Consider the following 16,009-nt stretch of genomic DNA (forward strand, 5'->3'; position numbering starts at 1 on the left):
CATCGAGATATGTACTCGTTCTGGATATGTACTACTTCGGGATATGTACTTCACCAATCTAGAGTACATTATCCACAAACTTTGCTCAAAATATAATCGGAATACGCTCCGGCAGCATCAATTCCTGCACCTTCCAACGCGCCCCGGAAACCGCCAAACGCAGACACTTCAAATACAATCGGGCCCTTCTCCGTTTCCGCAACATCAACCGTGGTAAAATCCATATTGAACGGTGATTGGGCTCGCCGCGCCAGTGCAATCAGGTCATCCGAGGGCGTGTATTCTTCATAGCGGCCCCCACTGTTGATTGTGGTATTCCAGGCATCCCCTTGCGCAACACGCGCATAGGTACCCAGGTACTCCCCACCTAAAAACACCATTCCCAGATCCCTGCCGGGCAAGGCAATTTTTTTCTGGAGATACATCATTGGGTTTTCCGTTGCAAATTGTTCAATCTGCTTTCTGATCTCGGCTTCCGGGGCTTGGGCATCGATCACACACATCCCGCGTGCCTTGGTCGAAAACAAGGGCTTGAACACCGCAGATTGAAAGCGCAATACCGCAGCCAAGGCAGCCTCGACATCCTCAGTCACCACGGTCTCCGGCATGGGTATACCTGCGCCCCGCAGGGTCACAGTACAGGAAAGCCGGTTAATTAAACGCCCCATACTTTCAACCCGGCTGAAAACACGCACTCCACGCAATTCCGCCAAACGCAACAACTCAAGGCGATCCAGCGTTCCAGGATTGTACTCCGCACTAATTTTCTTCACGACCAAACCATCAAGCTCACACAAATCCTGACCTCGATAGATGATCCGTTTCTCAGCCAGGTCCAACTGAACCTCGGCCATATCGATCACCAGACGAAATCCGGTACGTGCTTCCAGAGCATCGGCCAACACCTCGGTGGACCACTTGCCAGGAATACCAATGACGCCAATTTTGACACTAGTCAACGAAAATCTCCTTGAGTGGAATTCTGAATCGGTCCGCCTTATCCGGATTGACTGCCAGCACCCGTTCGATAAGATAACGGGCACGGTAGTACATACTCCGGGCAAGGGAGCGATCCAGAATAAATCGGGTTGAAGTCATAAATGACCTGGCCAGACCAAGCGCCAGGCGTATTTCAAAGGATGTGTCCCCCATCTTGTTCGCGTAGCGTTTTGCGATCCGGTAGACATCCTGAGCCAGCAACATAATCCGTGTACGAGTCGGCTTGTCGACCACCTGCAAACGGTAATTTGAGACCATGAAAACAGAAACATCCTGCACATAATCCATGTATCGGGAGCGGTGTAGATCAATAAAGTTGATCCGTTTTTCAACCGGATCATAAATAATGTTATCAACATTGAAATCACCGTGAATGTAGACTGAAAACGGCGCTTTAAAGTTCCGCTCAATCTCACTGGCATTTTTGACCAGTTCATCAAAAGAAGGGATTTTGCAGCCACAAATGGCACTTTCACCCCGGCGAAACTCTGGATGAATTTTGTATACCTCATCCAGCCGTTTTTGCAGTTGCGCCATAAATTGCGCGGATACAGGCTTTGGGGTGTGGGTTTCCCGCCAAACAGATTTAAGCGTATTACCGAGTTGCTGTAATGACTCCTGCAACAGCTCTGAATTTTCATCGAGAACAATTTGTTCAAAGGTAAATCCGGGTAGATGCTCGATTAACAACGCAGCAGATTGACCACGCTTTTCATAAGACAGGATTTTCGGGGCGAGGCCCGGATAGATTTCGTGCCAGCTGTTTACCCCTTCCCGCTCTTCCTTGACTTTGCTTTTCACGCCGTCCTTGAAGATTGCCAGATAATCATCTGCCGAACCATTTTTGGCCGAGGTTATTCCGGAGATCGCACTACCGGATCGAGTTTCTGCAATCGGCTCAATTTGCAATGATTTCTCGCCGGAGTCCAAGCCGTCCACCAGAGATTGCAATGAGAAGTAGCGTTCAAAGTTTACCGGCTGCCCCAGGCTCGCCGAAATCATGGCCTCACTGATGTGTCGCAACGCAGCCCCCATCTGGCGAACGGTTTGCGCCACAAAAAGGCCCCGGGTCAAATCTTCCGTGCAGGATTTTTTTTTCAACGCATCAATATAGTAACTCAACACTTGTTGATAGCTGGCCTCGATCTGTTCTTCAAATTGACCGATTTTCAACGCCATTTGGGTATCATTTTCCGAAATTGCGGGAACAATCAGCTCAATACCTTCCCGCAGGGCCTGAAGAGTTGTTTTATGAACATGAAGTTGAAGCACTTCATTCTGGTCAACATATTCCAACTGGGAAATACAATCCCGACAAAATTCGGCGATACGCTCCAAGTCTGTCGCAATAAATTCAGTACTGCGCAATGCCAGACGCTCTGCTCCAACTTTCTTTTTTACCGAAAGCTGATTCACACAGGCTGCGTGAATCCGGGATTTCAGATTGTACGCATAACCGCTGCGATCAAGGATTCTCCGGGCCATCGACATGGTCGGTGAAGCAAAATAGGATTCCAGGTTGGTTATCTGAGAGTCCACCTCCACACACAAGAAACGTAAATTATCCTGAATAATTCTTGGCAGGCGAAACGTCATAGCATGCTCCCAGACGGGCTCCGTTTGTTTTGAGTTTGAAATTACCCAGGTAATCCGATAAATAACCTGGGGTGAAGGTCAATTCGCGAATGGCGTCCAATGCGACCCACTGAACGGCGACCTGATGTTTGTCCGGGGCGGGCCCGTTTTGGGGTTCATAGGATTTATCAATCTGGCAGAGAAACAGGAAATCGACCAGATGTCTCTGGATCGGTGGCTCCTGTGACTTTACCTTAAAAAAGTCCACTACTTTCAATAATTCGCCTATTTGAACCTGAGCGCCAAGCTCCTCCAAGCACTCTCGCAGCAAGGCTGCATCCAGCGTTTCACCGACTATCTGGCCACCACCGGGCAAGGCAAAACACGTTGAGCCATCCTCGTAAACTTTTTTCAACAACAGAATATGGTCGCCCTGAAGGATAACTGCACGAACAGTATTTCGAATATCAGGCAGTAAGGGCATCTCTGCCTTCCTGTTGTTCATATGGACGCTGTTCATGTGAACACTCCTCGTGCACTTTCGACAACTCGCCTGCCTATTGTGCCACATCTTCGACACAAATAGTGTTACAGATAGAAGACCAGATCTGTGTTCATCGGGATGGAGAATACAAAGTAATCACATTCAGTCTAAACGGTTTCCAGATTGTTGGTTAACGCGCTTGAGGCGATGCAGCAAAAAGCAGAGCCCTATCGGATAAATCTTTGCATGAACTTTGGTCTCTCACCGTAGGTGTCGCTTAAGGGCATATTTTCCAGCGTTTCAAATTCAAATTTAGCCCAGAAAGCAGCAGAGCTCTGTACTGCAACCAGTGTTATTTTACTGAAATCCTCAAGGCACGTTTCGCACAATAGATGCCTTATCATCAATCGACCAATCCCATTCCCGGCATGTTCCCGGGCTACAACGAGATCATGTATGAACAGCATATCACCGTGAGTGTCTAACGCGAGGGGCTTAAAAAGTGTCGGAGGGTGAAGGGAATGCCAGGGATGGGCCAGAAGGTAGGCCGCGACGTCCCCACCGGTACGATAGACAAAACAATACTCAGGCGAAACCAGCCACCGGCTGCGGAGCGTCTCAAGAGACTCGGGTTCAATTTCACTGTAGGCATCCGCCTCCAGCTTAAGAATTGCCGTCCAATCCCCTTCGTCAATCGACGTAATTGTCACAAATACCTCCAATATTGAAACAGATTGGCCGGTTAAACCATTACGGCCCGATTTCAGAACTGAAGTGATTGAGTTTGCTTTGAAAAAAAAGTTCCCTTGAATTGACTGATGCCGGTGCGCAATCTAACGGACTTCATTAGTCGCATTTAACAATACCCGTCGAATAAACTTGTGCAGGAGACGATTCGATTCCGGCGTCTCTACGGCCTTCGCCAGAACTTGATTCAAGTGATCCCGATTGGCAGTGTATTTATCCCGATAGAACGTCAATCGTTCAACCAATACACGTTTATCGACTTCGGGGTGAAACTGGAAAGCCCAGAAAGGCTTGCCTTTGACCCGAAATGCATGAACGCATTCCGACGTAAAGGCCAGTATTTCACAGGACACCGGAATCGTGGTCGCTTTTTGCTGATGTACCGATACCGCCATGAAGTTTTGGGGTGTATCACGAAAGAGTGGGTCTTCCACCGCACCTTCCGAGACTTCAATGGGGATTGTACCCATTTCGAAATCCGTCTCCTGGTGGACGATTTCCCCTCCCAGCGCCAATACTGCAAGCTGGAATCCAAAGCAGGACGCGAATACTGGAATATCACGCTCCAGAGAAAATACCAGCAAGCGCTGGCAATCCATAACAAAAGGATAACGCTCTGGCTGCATGACATTGGCTTCACTGGCCCCCCCGACGAATACGGCATCATAGGATCCTGCCCGTTCGGGGGAAAAATGAGGCTCCTCGAAAACGTTGAGCACATCCACCTGTTCCGGCTCTAGCCCGGAGTAACGACAGAAGCTTTCATGTTCCTCACGTCGAACGCTTTCCTGATCTCGTATTTGCAAGAGCAAGATCTTAAGCTCTTTGATTTTTTTCACGCTTCTGCCAATTTTTTGATAAGAAATTTTCCAGGTTCAAACTATCCAAAATTTGTGGCGTTATTTATCACGATACGTCTTACCGGGAATTCAAGCTATTACCCGGAATTCAACCTCTCACCCGGAATTCAAACTATTACCTGGAATTCAAACTACAGAATCAATATTCGCTTCTGTACCTGGCAGGGAATTATTATCCGATTCAAAATCATCTCCCCAGGTTTCACTGTCCGCCTCTTCCAGCTGTTCAATCAAGTGTACCGCGATGCCTACAAAGTCAGTGTCTGTGACGATACCAACCAATTTACCAGACTGCAAGACAGGTAAACAACCATATCGATATTTCCGCATGCGCAGTGCAGCAGACTTTAAACTGTCTCGATAATCGATCGTCGCAACCTCTGTACTCATAATTTCGCGCAATTTATGCTCTTGCTCCAGCTGCAAGCGGGAACGTTCGGAAAGCTCATGAAGACTGGAGTCAGACGCGGCCAATACATCTCGCTGGCTGACCAGGCCGACCAATCGGGCATCTTCTATAATCGGAATATGACGAATTCGTTTTTCATTCATCAACAACCTTGCCTCAAGCACGCAATTTCCCGGGGTCAAGGTATAGACTGTAGACGACATGATTTCATCAACACTTATCATTATTTTGTTCTCCCTGCCTTTATCCAATGAAGCTTCATTTTAAACCAGCGCAACCTGATTGAATTGACGAATATCAAACGATCAGGAATCGCACCAGTTTAATAAATAGAGTCTATGCTGTTAGTACTTGATAACGAGTGAACAAGGTCTCCCCTATGTTTTTCAATAAACAAAATGATGCACTGAAAAGTGAAATTCAAGCACTGGAAACGGAGCGTAATACGCTCGGCTCACGCATCACGGATTTAGAAGCAGAACTGGCTCTCAAGCAAAAAGAACTGGATTCCCTGGAAGCCGAAAAAGACACTAAAAATACCACCGAGGCCGTGTGGTTGCGGTCGCAGAACGCCCTGTCTGAAATCAGAGGCTCAATTGCCACATCTGCAGACATGTTGTTAACTGAAAAGAACAAATTAACCGATACCGAAACATTATTCAGCCGGACCCATGAAATTACAGATGAAATTGTTTCCAAATTAAATGAAATAGCCACCCATGCACATGATAGTGTGACGGTGTCCAATGAACTCAACAGCCATAGTTCGGAAATCAAAAACTTTGTCAATGTGATTAACAGTATCTCCGAACAAACCAACCTGCTCGCTCTGAATGCCGCAATCGAAGCAGCGCGGGCTGGTGAAGCAGGTCGAGGCTTTGCAGTCGTTGCCGACGAAGTCAGGTCTCTCGCTCAAAAAGCGGCAGATGCCAGTAGTGAAATCGAAAACCTGGTCGATAAAATTGTCTCCAGCAGCAATATACTGGAGCGAAATGTGGAAAAGGTTGCCGCTCAAAGCGAGGATGAGCGCGCCGCGGTCTCAGAAATAGAGAGCTTGATGGATAAAGTCGTGAACATTTCCAGAGATATGCGCAAAGTTGTAGAAAACTCAGCCAATCACACATTTCTGGATGCCACAAAACTCGACCATGTTGTGTGGAAAAATGATGTTTATCAGTGCTGTATGGGAGTCGGAGGATCCGCGATGGAGATCGCAACCTCACACAAAGAGTGTAATCTGGGACAATGGTACTACCATGGAGAAGGACACGCGAGATACGCCCAGAGCAGTGCATATAAACAACTCGAAGAGCCCCACCGCAAGGTACACGAGTGCGGTAACCTGGCGATGGAAAAAGCCCAAAACGGAGATCAGGCCGGCGCTCTGCGGGCGCTATCTGAAATGGAAGATGCCAGTAATCGGGTCATCCGTATTCTAGAAGACCTGAAGCATACGATTTAAATAGTCCAGACCTCAGGGCCAAGTATTCAGCCCTGAGGATTCTATCGTTTTATGGCTTGTAGACCAGGACGTTTGCTTTTCCTTCCTGCTTCATATGACTGGCGTGCAGCTGACTCATTGTGCCCTTCTCACAGAACAGCAGGTAGCGTTTGTCAGCATCGAATGGAAGTGAGCCGGATGCCAGCTCATAAAACGGGATTTTCAGAATCTCGTTGTTCGTCAGCTCCAAAGGCGATTTTTCTTCTTCGTTCGGGTGACGGATATCTACTATCACATCATTCACCGCTGGCGTGGATACCACCTCGACATCCCCGGCAATCACAATGGAGTCCATGACCTCATCGATATTAATCGTGGCCTTTTCAGCAATCGCCTGTTCCAGTACATCGAAATTGAAGTTACCTTCCTCCTCGACAATTCGTTCCATTTTCGCACGGGTCGTGGGACGATCCGATATCACACCACAATATTCCGGCATATTCTTGGCGAAATCCTCCGTACCGATCTGTGCAGACAAGCGAATAATATCCAGCTTATCCATGGTCACCAGAGGACGCAGAATCAGCTTGTCCGTCACACAGTCAATCACAGACAGATTCATCAGTGTCTGGCTCGATACCTGGGCAACACTTTCACCGGTTACCAGGCTTACCAACTTCATCTCATCGGCAACCGTCGCGGCTGCCCGCATCATCATTCGCTTCAGTACAACCCCCATTTGAGAGTGATGCACGGACCGGAGAATTTCAGCGACCACAGCCTCGAACGGCACCGTTACAAATTTGACCCGATGGGACTGGCTATATTTTTCCCACAAATACAATGCAACTTGCTTAACCCCCACCTCGTGGGCAGAACCGCCCAGATTGAAGAAACAAAAATGCGTCTTCAGCCCTCTGCGCATGGTCAGGTAACTGGAAACAGTGGAATCAAAGCCCCCTGAAATAAGGGATAGTACTGCATCCTGACTGCCAAGTGGAAAACCACCTAATCCCTCATAACGACGGGTAATGATATAAAGCTTGTCGTCCCGGATTTCCAGATTAACCGTCAAATCGGGATTATGAAGATCGACCGCCCGGGCGCCAGTATGCTGCAACAGACCACCTCCCACATAGCGCTCCACATCACCGGATTTAAAATCATGCTTGCCTGCACGCTTGACTCTGACTACAAAGCTTTTACCTGCTAACGTCTCGGCATAAACGTTTTTAGTCAATTGGAAAATATCATCAAAACTGCTGAATGAATGTTCAGTTACTTCGATAAAATTGGCAATACCGGGAATGCACTGCAATGCTTGAGCTATTCGGGCCGCCGTACCCTGATCATCTGCACTGCCTGGAGCATCAATGTCGACATCAATTCGATCCCATTGCCCGGTGACTTTGACATGCTCATTAACCTGTTTTAAAACCCGACGCATATTATCCCGGAGCTGGTTAACCAGTTGCTTTCTAACGGGTTTGCTTTTAATCGTAATTTCGGGGAACAGTTTAATGATGAATTTCATGAAAAAGACCTGACCTATTGTCTAAAGCTGCTGTAATACGGAAGAAATTTAACCCGCTATTATATAACAAGGCGTCGGGAAAAGCAGGACTCATGCTTGACGCCAACATACACTTGAGTAAAGCTAATTCTAAGTGCCTGTTTACAGTACCCGGCTGGAATGATGTTACAGAAATATGGCGCGGGCATTGCTTAATAAACAGTCACAGACCTTTCCACCCTCGCCAAATCGACAAGGATAAACTGGCAACGCATCATCTAACACTGAGCGGTACGCGCCTATTGCGCGAACCGGAATAACAAAAAGCAGAAGAAGTAGAGCCTATGGAATCAGGTGTAAACGCAAAAATCACTCCCGAAAGAAGTCTTACTCTCCTCTCGAGTAAGGAAGTCAATCGTTTAAAGGATAAAAGCGAAGGAGGATTGTATGGTTTGTTCCGGCGTTGTTCACTTGCTGTTTTGAACTGCGGAAACGAATCTGACGATAGCAAAGCAATTCTGGCAGCCCATGCACAATTTGATATCAAAGTGGTTCAGCAACCCCGCGGTATCAAGCTGGAAGTCTCGAATGCCCCGGTATCCGCCTTTGTCGACGATGTCATGATCAAGGGCATCAAAGAGCACTTATTCGCCGTACTGCGCGACATTGTCTATGCCAATACAGTGCTGAAAAAAAGCACTAACTTCAATCTCGAACGTTCCGAGGATATTACTGACTTTATTTTTCATATTCTGCGCAATGCAGAAATACTAATACCCGGTCGCACTCCGGATATTGTGGTGTGCTGGGGAGGCCATTCGATTAGCCGTTTTGAATATGACTACACCAAAGAAGTGGGCCACCAACTGGGTTTGAGGGATCTTAACGTCTGCACCGGTTGTGGTCCTGGCGCGATGAAGGGCCCCATGAAGGGCGCGGCGATCGCCCACGCCAAACAGCGCATAATAAGCGGTCGGTACATTGGCATTACCGAACCCGGGATAATTGCAGCAGAAAGCCCCAATCCTATCGTCAATGAACTGACTATCATGCCAGATATCGAGAAACGCCTCGAAGCCTTTGTGCGCGTGGGGCATGGCATAATTGTCTTTCCCGGCGGCGCCGGCACAGCAGAAGAAATATTGTATATCCTGGGGGTGTTACTCCACCCGGCAAACAAGGATATGCCTTTCCCCCTGATCTTCACCGGCTCCAAACGCAACGAATCGTACTTTCAAATGATTGACGAATTTATCGCAAAAACACTGGGGGATGCTGCGCGTCAGCGCTACAAAATTATCATTGATGAACCAAGGCGGGTCGCGGAAGAAATCAAGGCCGGGATAGAAGAGGTTAGAAAATATCGCCGTTATCACAGTGATGCCTATTATTTTAACTGGCTCTTGCATATCGACCCAATCTTTCAAAAGCCTTTCAAACCCACTCACAACAATATGCGAAACCTGCAACTGCATCGAAATCAGGAGGATTATTTATTAGCATCTAATTTACGCTGTGCCTTCTCAGGGATCGTAGCCGGTAATGTAAAAGCCGAAGGCATATTGGCCGTGGAACAAAATGGACCATTTGAGATTCGGGGAGAGCAGGAAATTATTGCCCCGTTGGAAGAACTTTTAAATGCTTTCGTACGGGAAAACCGCATGAAGCTCCCGGGGGAAAAGTATGTCCCCAGTTACCGGATTGTTGACTGAACGCTTGATTGAACCTCAATAACACGACGGAATCTCGAAAATCGCAACGGAGTCTCGATGGCGCAACTGCGCCATCGGAAGGATTTCTCCGGCTCAGATATTTTCACCCAACAGTGCACGCCGCACCAAAGCGGCGCAACATTGTTCGCGATAAAACACCTGTGAGTACACCCCGAGAATGACCCCGGAATGGCTTATTCATTTCATACCTGAATAATAGGCCGCCAGATTAGCAATATCGGTATCACTCAGTGCAGCTGCCTGACCTTGCATGATCGCAGCCTGGCCACCTGAACGCTCTTTAGCACGATAGGCTTTCAACGCCACAACCAGATATTGTTCGTTTTGGCCTGCCAGGTTCGGGTAAGTCGGAATCTGGGCTTTCCCGTTAGAGCCATGACAAGCGGCACAGACCGCAGCTTTGGCCTTGCCTGCCGCTGCATCTCCTGCAACAGACATCATCGGCGCTGAAAGTGCCAACGCTCCCGCCATTGCCACAACTAGTTTCTGCATACCTTTCATTCAAATTTCCTCATTTTGTATCACAGGTTTACAAGGGTTCCCGATACCGGCTACCAGTTATAAGCGTCAACGGGTAACAAGTTTCCGGAATCCAAAAACGTTTGCCTATCAGTGTAGGCAATACTATCATGACTGCGACATCTGAAGTTTGATCCAGATAAATTAAAATATTACCAAACCCGGCAAACAGCGTATTTTGATTTGCCTGAATACCTTGAAAACCACGCTCCCAATTTACTTTTTCCACTACTCGACTATGCCTTTGAAAAACCGTAAATCAGCTGTTGTACTGTTAAACCTCGGCACCCCAGATGCCCCCGAATCTGGAGCCATTCGCCGCTATTTAAAAGCGTTTCTGGGAGATCCTCGGGTGGTTGAAGCGCCCCGTATTGTCTGGTGGTTGGTTTTAAATCTGGTCATTCTGGTCTTTCGGCCACGAAAACTTGTCGAACCTTATAGCAAGCTCTGGAAGGATGGCGATTCCCCCCTTCGAGCATTGACCATTCAACAAACGGAAGCCCTCAAAGCCCGCCTGCAAGGTTATTCGAGTGAATATCCTGAAGTATGCTATGCCATGACTTACGGCCACCCCGGAGTCGAAACCGTTCTATCCAGACTCATGGAGAATGGAACCGAACATGTGCTGATATTACCGCTTTATCCACAATATTCAGGATCAACCTCCGGTGCCGCCTTCGATGTCGTCGCCAAAAAGCTGATGAAAACTCGACACCTTCCGGGTATCACGTTCATCAAGGATTATCACGACCACCCCGCTTATATTGAAGCACTGGCAGACAGTGTCCGCAACCATTGGCAAACACAGGGGCAGCAGAACCATCTACTGATGTCCTATCACGGCATTCCAAAAGCCTACGTAGAAAAAGGGGATCCTTACCTGGAGCATTGCCAGACCACATCCCGACTACTTGCTGAGGCATTGAATCTGAGCGACACACAGTGGTCCATGAGTTTTCAGTCCCGTGTTGGTCGTGCCGAGTGGTTACAGCCTTACACCGATGAAACCATGAAGAAGCTGGGTAAAGAAAACTTGAGCGGGCTGGATGTAATCTGTCCCGGTTTTTCAGCAGACTGTCTCGAAACACTGGAAGAAATCGATGAAGAAAACCGGGAGTACTTCACTGAAGCCGGGGGTCAGAATTTCCACTACATCCCGGCCCTGAACGCGAACGCAAAACACATTGATATGATGGAGCAGCTTGTTCAGGATTACTTGGGCTAGCGGGCTGGAAATTGTTCTTTCAGCTCAAAATCTGGACAATACGTCATTCCTCTCCCAAACTGAGTAACCAACTTTAGTTAAAACAATTTTTGCTCAAATAGGAGAGGCCACATGTCACGATGGTTAATGCTACTGCCGTTGATAATCTGTCATTCTTTGGGTGCGAAAGAATTAACGGTGGGTGTCGAAAACATCGACTACAAGCCCATCTACTCAATGGAATCCGGTTCCTATCAGGGCTACGGACGGGAACTACTGGATCAATTTTCTGCTAAATCCGGTCACAAATTGAACTATGTCCCTCTCCCGTTAAAACGCCTGTATAGTGACTTTCTGGGAGGCTCTCTGGATTTGAAATTCCCGGACAACCCATATTGGTCTAAGGACTTGAGAAAGGGCATCACCGTTCATTACAGTGACTCCGCACTTGAGTACATCGACGGCACTCTGGTTAAACCGGATCATATCGGTAAAGGCAAAGAAAATCTGAAACGCCTGGGGGTCATTCGAGGTTTTACTCCCTGGGCTTATGCTGATGACTTTAAAAACAACGTCATCAAATTGCAGGAAACCACCAAGCTCTCCCAGGTCATGCAGTTGGCTGATACCGGCCGTGTCGATGGCGTCTTTTTCAATATTCTGGTCGCCCGCTATTTTCTCAGACACACTCCCGGATTCAAAGAGAATACCGTTGTTTTTGATCCCGCCCTCCCCTATTCACAGGATCACTACTCTGTAGCTACATTGAAACATCAAGATGTGATTTTGGAGTTTAATGCCTTTCTGAAGGCTGAAGCTCAGTGGGTGGCAGATCTGCGCAAGAAATATGAGCTAGACCTTTGACTGGCTGGACAAATGAAAGTAACCAGACATTCACATTGGGTGCCGCTTCGCACTCTGCTCCACCGGCGCAAATCGGTTGATGGTCTCAATGAGATTATCGGCTTCTATCGGTTTGGTGAGGAAATCATTCATTCCAGCGTCCAGACAGCGTTCCCGGTCACTCACAAACGCATTTGCCGTTAACGCCACAATAGGAATGCTGCTCGCCAAAGGTGTACCCAAAGCCCGAATCGTTCGGGTCGCTTCCACACCATCCATTACCGGCATTTGCATGTCCATTAAAATCAGATCAAATTCCGCACTCTGAAAACTTTGTACGGCATCTTCACCATTGCTTGCCAATACCACGGAGTGTCCTTCTGCCTCTAGAAGATCTTCCACAAGACATTGATTTACAAAGTTATCTTCTACAACCAGAATCCGCATGGGAGCGACAAGATCAGAAGTATCAGTGCCAACAACAGTGCTTCCCGCTCCAGATTCTCCCGCGACCTGATAAGTCTTCACAGTCTCTGCCTTCACACTCTCTACAAGAGCACTTTGGAACTCTGAGGCTTTTACCGGTTTAATAATCGAACGCTGTACACCGAACTGAGTCAACTCATTTTCATTCGGTAAACGCAAATTGGAGGATGCCATTACAATCACCGAACAGCGTGTCGCGAGTGTCTGTAAAAAAGAGATAACATCGGTTTCGATGGTATCCATATCCAGGACAAATACGTCAGAGCTATCCAGTTCAGAAAGCAAGTATTCATTCTCCAACCCGACAACCGTATTCGTCTGGCTCAACGTCACCAGACAGCCCCAGGTTTCAGCCAACGTTTTCAGCCAGCGACAATCCAGCTCGTATCGACTCAACAACAGCACGCGCAAACCAGTCAATGCGGAAGGCGCCCTGACCCAATCATGATGAGCGGCCTCAAACGGTAAACTTAACCGGAACGTTGCCCCCTCACCAAGGTCGCTTACCACGGTTACATCTCCCCCCATGAGCTTCACCAGTTGCGCTACAATCGTCAGACCGAGCCCGGTTCCACCGTATTTCCGCGTGGTACTGTTATCTGCCTGCGAAAATGCACTAAAGATCAACGCCTGTTTGTCTGGCGCGATCCCGATCCCGGTATCTGAAACGGTGATGGCATACTGCTCATGCCCCGTGCGCTCAACGGAAACCGCCACCTCCCCACGCTCGGTAAATTTGATGGCATTACCAACAAGATTTAACAAAATCTGATTGAGACGAACAACATCCCCCATCAAGTTGGGCGGCACAGTATCACTCACGAATATCGCCAAGTGGATATTCTTTTTATGGGCAATCATGGCAAAACTTTTTACGGAATTCCCCACGACTTCCGCAATATCGAACTCTTGAACCTCCAGTTCCAGCTTACCGGCTTCAATTTTCGACAAATCCAGAATATCGTTGAGTATACTGAGTAACGACTTGGCAGAACTTTGAATCATCGCCAGATAATCCTGCTGCTGGCTGGAAAGCGAAGACCGCCCCAGTAGCTCGGCAACACCAAGAATGCCATTCATCGGGGTTCGAATTTCATGGCTCATATTCGCCAGGAATTCGCTTTTTGACTGATTTGCGGCATCCGCTTCGTCCTTTAATTCCCGTAAGCGATTTTCCAGCATTCGTTGTGCGGTAATATCAAGATTTCCGCCGACCAATTTGACGATATTACCCTCATTGTCGTATTTCAACGCCCCTGTCGCCCGGACAAATTTGACCCGCCGGTCATCCATTAGTAAACGAAACTCACTCGACCAACTTTCGTGTCGTTGTATCGACAGAGCCAATTCTCGCTCAGCCCGTGCTGAATCCGCAGGGTGCAGCCTGGAACGCCAAAACGAGTAAAGCAGCTTTTTTTCAATTAACTCGGGTGGTGGCTCATAAATCGCGTACATATTGTCATTCCATTGCAACTCCCCCGAGTTCAAATCCCATTCCCAAATCCCCAGATTGGAAACCTCTGCCGCCAATTCCAGACGCTCTTTGGTGAGCAATAAGCTCTCTTCAAATGCTTCCCGGCTCGATATCTCCTGCACCAAATGCTGGGACTGCCGCCTGGAAACCGAGAAATAGTGGTATGAAATTGAAAGTAATGCACTGATAAAAAATCCAATCACAAGCACAATACTGGACAGGTGAGACCAGGTCGCCTCCAGCTTCCGTTCAGTCAACGTAACCCTGGCGTTCCAAACCAGATTGTTGAGTGCCAACTCCACAGGCGCAGACCAATACTCCGCCAACCCTTGCCCTCCGCCAAAAACAACCTCATCACGATCCGAAACTTCGATAATGTAACCGTCGTCCAAAACGTCCCGTGTTATGGGATCCAACAAGCCCGCTATTCCATAGACCGCCAACATAAAGCCATCAAACCGATCCGGCGATTGACCGACGGATGTGCTGAAAAGCGGTAAGTAAACGAGAAATCCGGTTCCCCCCTGAGCCAACTCGATAGTATGAGAAATGGTCAGTTCATTATTGGACTGAGCCTTTAGCAAGGCCTCTCTTCGCCGGGGCTCAAAGCCGAGATACATCCCCTGCACATTCTCATTTCCAGTGTACGGGGTTACCCACCGAACGAAGTAACCCGCATCCACCCACTCTACCGCAATGATCCCGGGTATGTCCTCAACATAAGCTTGGGCATCCCTCTGCCATTCCAGAAACGGCGTTCCACCTCTGGTATCCCAGCGATCGGCCATTCTCCGCAATGCCCGTAGCTGGGCCGCGATCTGGCGCTCAAACTCATGTTTCACATGATCAAGGTTCAGAGCCAGTTCGCGCTTGATTTGCTGGCTCTCCTGCTCTTTAAGCCCATACCAAAACACAACCACCAGGCTAGCACTGATAATGGCGGTAAAAACAGTGACTTTCGGGAAACGGGACATCTCGGAATTATCAAACCGGTTGAGCGTAAGAATCCCAATGCCCAATAGCAGCTGTCCGAGCGCGTTATACATGGTCATGGGAACCAGGCTCGCATCTCCGGAGCCCAGGGCGCCTTTGCCCAACGCAAAAACAAAGGACACGAACGCACCGGCGATTACCACACCACCAATGGATTTGATCATGATGTCACGATAGGGTACTGCAACCCAGCCCCTGATCCAGGATTCACGGGAAAGCAGCACTATCCCGGTAAACAGAAAACAAAGGATGCTCGGCAGCGCCATTTGCGCTGTAACCGGATTCGTTTCCTGGGGAGCGAGCTCAAAAAGTATTGAATCGATACCCAGATCGATCCAGGGCAGATGCTCCAAGAGTGTGAGAGAAGACAGTACAAGTGCGATGGAACCGGTGATCAAACTGATTTGCTGCGCCCGGAAAGCCTGTCCGACAACCCCTAAGCCGCAGCACAGGAGGAGTAACGCGGTATTGAAACTCAACGGGAAGTTACCTGGATTAAGCGGCAGAACGCCAAGGGACAAGCCAAAAAAGCCAACCACAACCAAGCCCCCCAGTGTGGCAGCCAGAACGCCAGCCAGAACACCGAGCAATTGACTCAACGGGAACTCGAGCTTTTCCATGGTCTAAACCTGAACAGTCGCGAATATCGCTAAGCTTAGTCAAGACCCATCACGCTGACCAGAATAAAAAACGGCCAATTTCTATACGCAGCAACCTCGATTAGAATCC

General features: G+C 48.3%; 14 protein-coding genes and 1 pseudogene. 5 read left to right on the forward strand and 10 right to left on the reverse strand.

Annotated features, from left to right (window positions below; translation table 11 throughout):
* Positions 1–68: 68 nt before the first annotated feature.
* The 6 genes from OLMES_RS23740 to OLMES_RS23765 all read right to left on the reverse strand — a co-directional run bounded on the left by OLMES_RS23740 (position 69) and on the right by OLMES_RS23765 (position 5,298).
* The gene (locus tag OLMES_RS23740) at positions 69–959 is read right to left on the reverse strand and encodes a GAK system ATP-grasp enzyme (RefSeq protein WP_087463530.1); all 891 of its coding nucleotides are present in this window, start codon (positions 957–959) and stop codon (positions 69–71) included.
* On the reverse strand, positions 952–2,595 hold the full coding sequence (locus OLMES_RS23745) for an aminoglycoside phosphotransferase family protein (RefSeq protein ID WP_087463531.1): 1,644 nt from the start codon (positions 2,593–2,595) through the stop codon (positions 952–954). Before OLMES_RS23745 ends, OLMES_RS23740 begins: the two co-directional genes overlap by 8 nt.
* A complete protein-coding gene (locus OLMES_RS23750) occupies positions 2,561–3,094 on the reverse strand; it encodes an NUDIX domain-containing protein (RefSeq protein ID WP_157678506.1) in 534 nt (177 codons plus the stop codon). The genes OLMES_RS23745 and OLMES_RS23750 overlap by 35 nt, the downstream gene beginning before the upstream one ends.
* A gap of 191 nt (positions 3,095–3,285) precedes the next feature.
* Entirely contained in the window at positions 3,286–3,768 is a 483-nt protein-coding gene (locus OLMES_RS23755; protein ID WP_157678509.1) for a GNAT family N-acetyltransferase, read from the reverse strand.
* Positions 3,769–3,891: 123 nt separating this feature from the next.
* Positions 3,892–4,644, reverse strand: coding sequence for a glutamine amidotransferase-related protein (locus OLMES_RS23760; protein ID WP_232465193.1), 753 nt, complete (start codon positions 4,642–4,644; stop codon positions 3,892–3,894).
* Positions 4,645–4,791: 147 nt separating this feature from the next.
* A complete protein-coding gene (locus OLMES_RS23765; protein ID WP_198343104.1) occupies positions 4,792–5,298 on the reverse strand; it encodes a CBS domain-containing protein in 507 nt (168 codons plus the stop codon).
* Positions 5,299–5,687: 389 nt separating this feature from the next.
* Here OLMES_RS23765 and OLMES_RS29085 point away from each other — a divergent pair.
* Together OLMES_RS29085 and OLMES_RS29090 are read left to right on the forward strand one after the other, a co-directional pair.
* A pseudogene (locus tag OLMES_RS29085) lies at positions 5,688–6,128 on the forward strand (methyl-accepting chemotaxis protein); the annotation flags it as partial.
* A 33-nt stretch (positions 6,129–6,161) separates the two neighbouring features.
* On the forward strand, positions 6,162–6,536 hold the full coding sequence (locus tag OLMES_RS29090; protein WP_408635166.1) for a CZB domain-containing protein: 375 nt from the start codon (positions 6,162–6,164) through the stop codon (positions 6,534–6,536).
* A 49-nt stretch (positions 6,537–6,585) separates the two neighbouring features.
* Here the strand turns inward: OLMES_RS29090 and thiI are convergent, their stop codons facing one another.
* Positions 6,586–8,049, reverse strand: coding sequence for a tRNA uracil 4-sulfurtransferase ThiI (thiI, locus tag OLMES_RS23775; protein ID WP_087463535.1), 1,464 nt, complete (start codon positions 8,047–8,049; stop codon positions 6,586–6,588).
* Between the two features lie 323 nt (positions 8,050–8,372).
* Between thiI and ppnN the strand changes: the two genes are divergently transcribed.
* The gene (gene ppnN / locus OLMES_RS23780) at positions 8,373–9,740 is read left to right on the forward strand and encodes a nucleotide 5'-monophosphate nucleosidase PpnN (protein ID WP_087463536.1); all 1,368 of its coding nucleotides are present in this window, start codon (positions 8,373–8,375) and stop codon (positions 9,738–9,740) included.
* 198 nt (positions 9,741–9,938) lie between these two features.
* On the opposite strand, the gene OLMES_RS23785 is transcribed toward ppnN, so the two are convergent.
* Positions 9,939–10,262, reverse strand: coding sequence for a c-type cytochrome (locus tag OLMES_RS23785; RefSeq protein WP_198343105.1), 324 nt, complete (start codon positions 10,260–10,262; stop codon positions 9,939–9,941).
* Between the two features lie 28 nt (positions 10,263–10,290).
* The gene (locus OLMES_RS23790; protein WP_087463537.1) at positions 10,291–10,509 is read right to left on the reverse strand and encodes a hypothetical protein; all 219 of its coding nucleotides are present in this window, start codon (positions 10,507–10,509) and stop codon (positions 10,291–10,293) included.
* Positions 10,510–10,524: 15 nt separating this feature from the next.
* Between OLMES_RS23790 and hemH the strand changes: the two genes are divergently transcribed.
* Positions 10,525–11,505 (forward strand): ferrochelatase, encoded by a 981-nt coding sequence (hemH, locus tag OLMES_RS23795; protein WP_232465194.1) that lies wholly within the window; start codon positions 10,525–10,527, stop codon positions 11,503–11,505.
* 111 nt (positions 11,506–11,616) lie between these two features.
* Entirely contained in the window at positions 11,617–12,348 is a 732-nt protein-coding gene (locus OLMES_RS23800; RefSeq protein WP_087463539.1) for a substrate-binding periplasmic protein, read from the forward strand.
* Between the two features lie 30 nt (positions 12,349–12,378).
* Here the strand turns inward: OLMES_RS23800 and OLMES_RS23805 are convergent, their stop codons facing one another.
* Positions 12,379–15,900 (reverse strand): response regulator, encoded by a 3,522-nt coding sequence (locus OLMES_RS23805; RefSeq protein WP_087463540.1) that lies wholly within the window; start codon positions 15,898–15,900, stop codon positions 12,379–12,381.
* Positions 15,901–16,009: the final 109 nt, after the last annotated feature.

Source organism: Oleiphilus messinensis (assembly GCF_002162375.1).
Taxonomy (GTDB): domain Bacteria; phylum Pseudomonadota; class Gammaproteobacteria; order Pseudomonadales; family Oleiphilaceae; genus Oleiphilus; species Oleiphilus messinensis.

Coding starts and splice junctions, on each gene's coding strand:
- OLMES_RS23745 (WP_087463531.1), bottom strand. CDS start 2,595: ATGACGTTTCGCCTGCCAAGAATTATTCAGGATAATTTACGTTTCTTG.
- OLMES_RS23750 (WP_157678506.1), bottom strand. CDS start 3,094: ATGAACAGCGTCCATATGAACAACAGGAAGGCAGAGATGCCCTTACTG.
- OLMES_RS23765 (WP_198343104.1), bottom strand. CDS start 5,298: ATGATAAGTGTTGATGAAATCATGTCGTCTACAGTCTATACCTTGACC.
- OLMES_RS29090 (WP_408635166.1), top strand. CDS start 6,162: ATGCGCAAAGTTGTAGAAAACTCAGCCAATCACACATTTCTGGATGCC.
- thiI (WP_087463535.1), bottom strand. CDS start 8,049: ATGAAATTCATCATTAAACTGTTCCCCGAAATTACGATTAAAAGCAAA.
- ppnN (WP_087463536.1), top strand. CDS start 8,373: ATGGAATCAGGTGTAAACGCAAAAATCACTCCCGAAAGAAGTCTTACT.
- OLMES_RS23785 (WP_198343105.1), bottom strand. CDS start 10,262: ATGAAAGGTATGCAGAAACTAGTTGTGGCAATGGCGGGAGCGTTGGCA.
- OLMES_RS23800 (WP_087463539.1), top strand. CDS start 11,617: ATGTCACGATGGTTAATGCTACTGCCGTTGATAATCTGTCATTCTTTG.
- OLMES_RS23805 (WP_087463540.1), bottom strand. CDS start 15,900: ATGGAAAAGCTCGAGTTCCCGTTGAGTCAATTGCTCGGTGTTCTGGCT.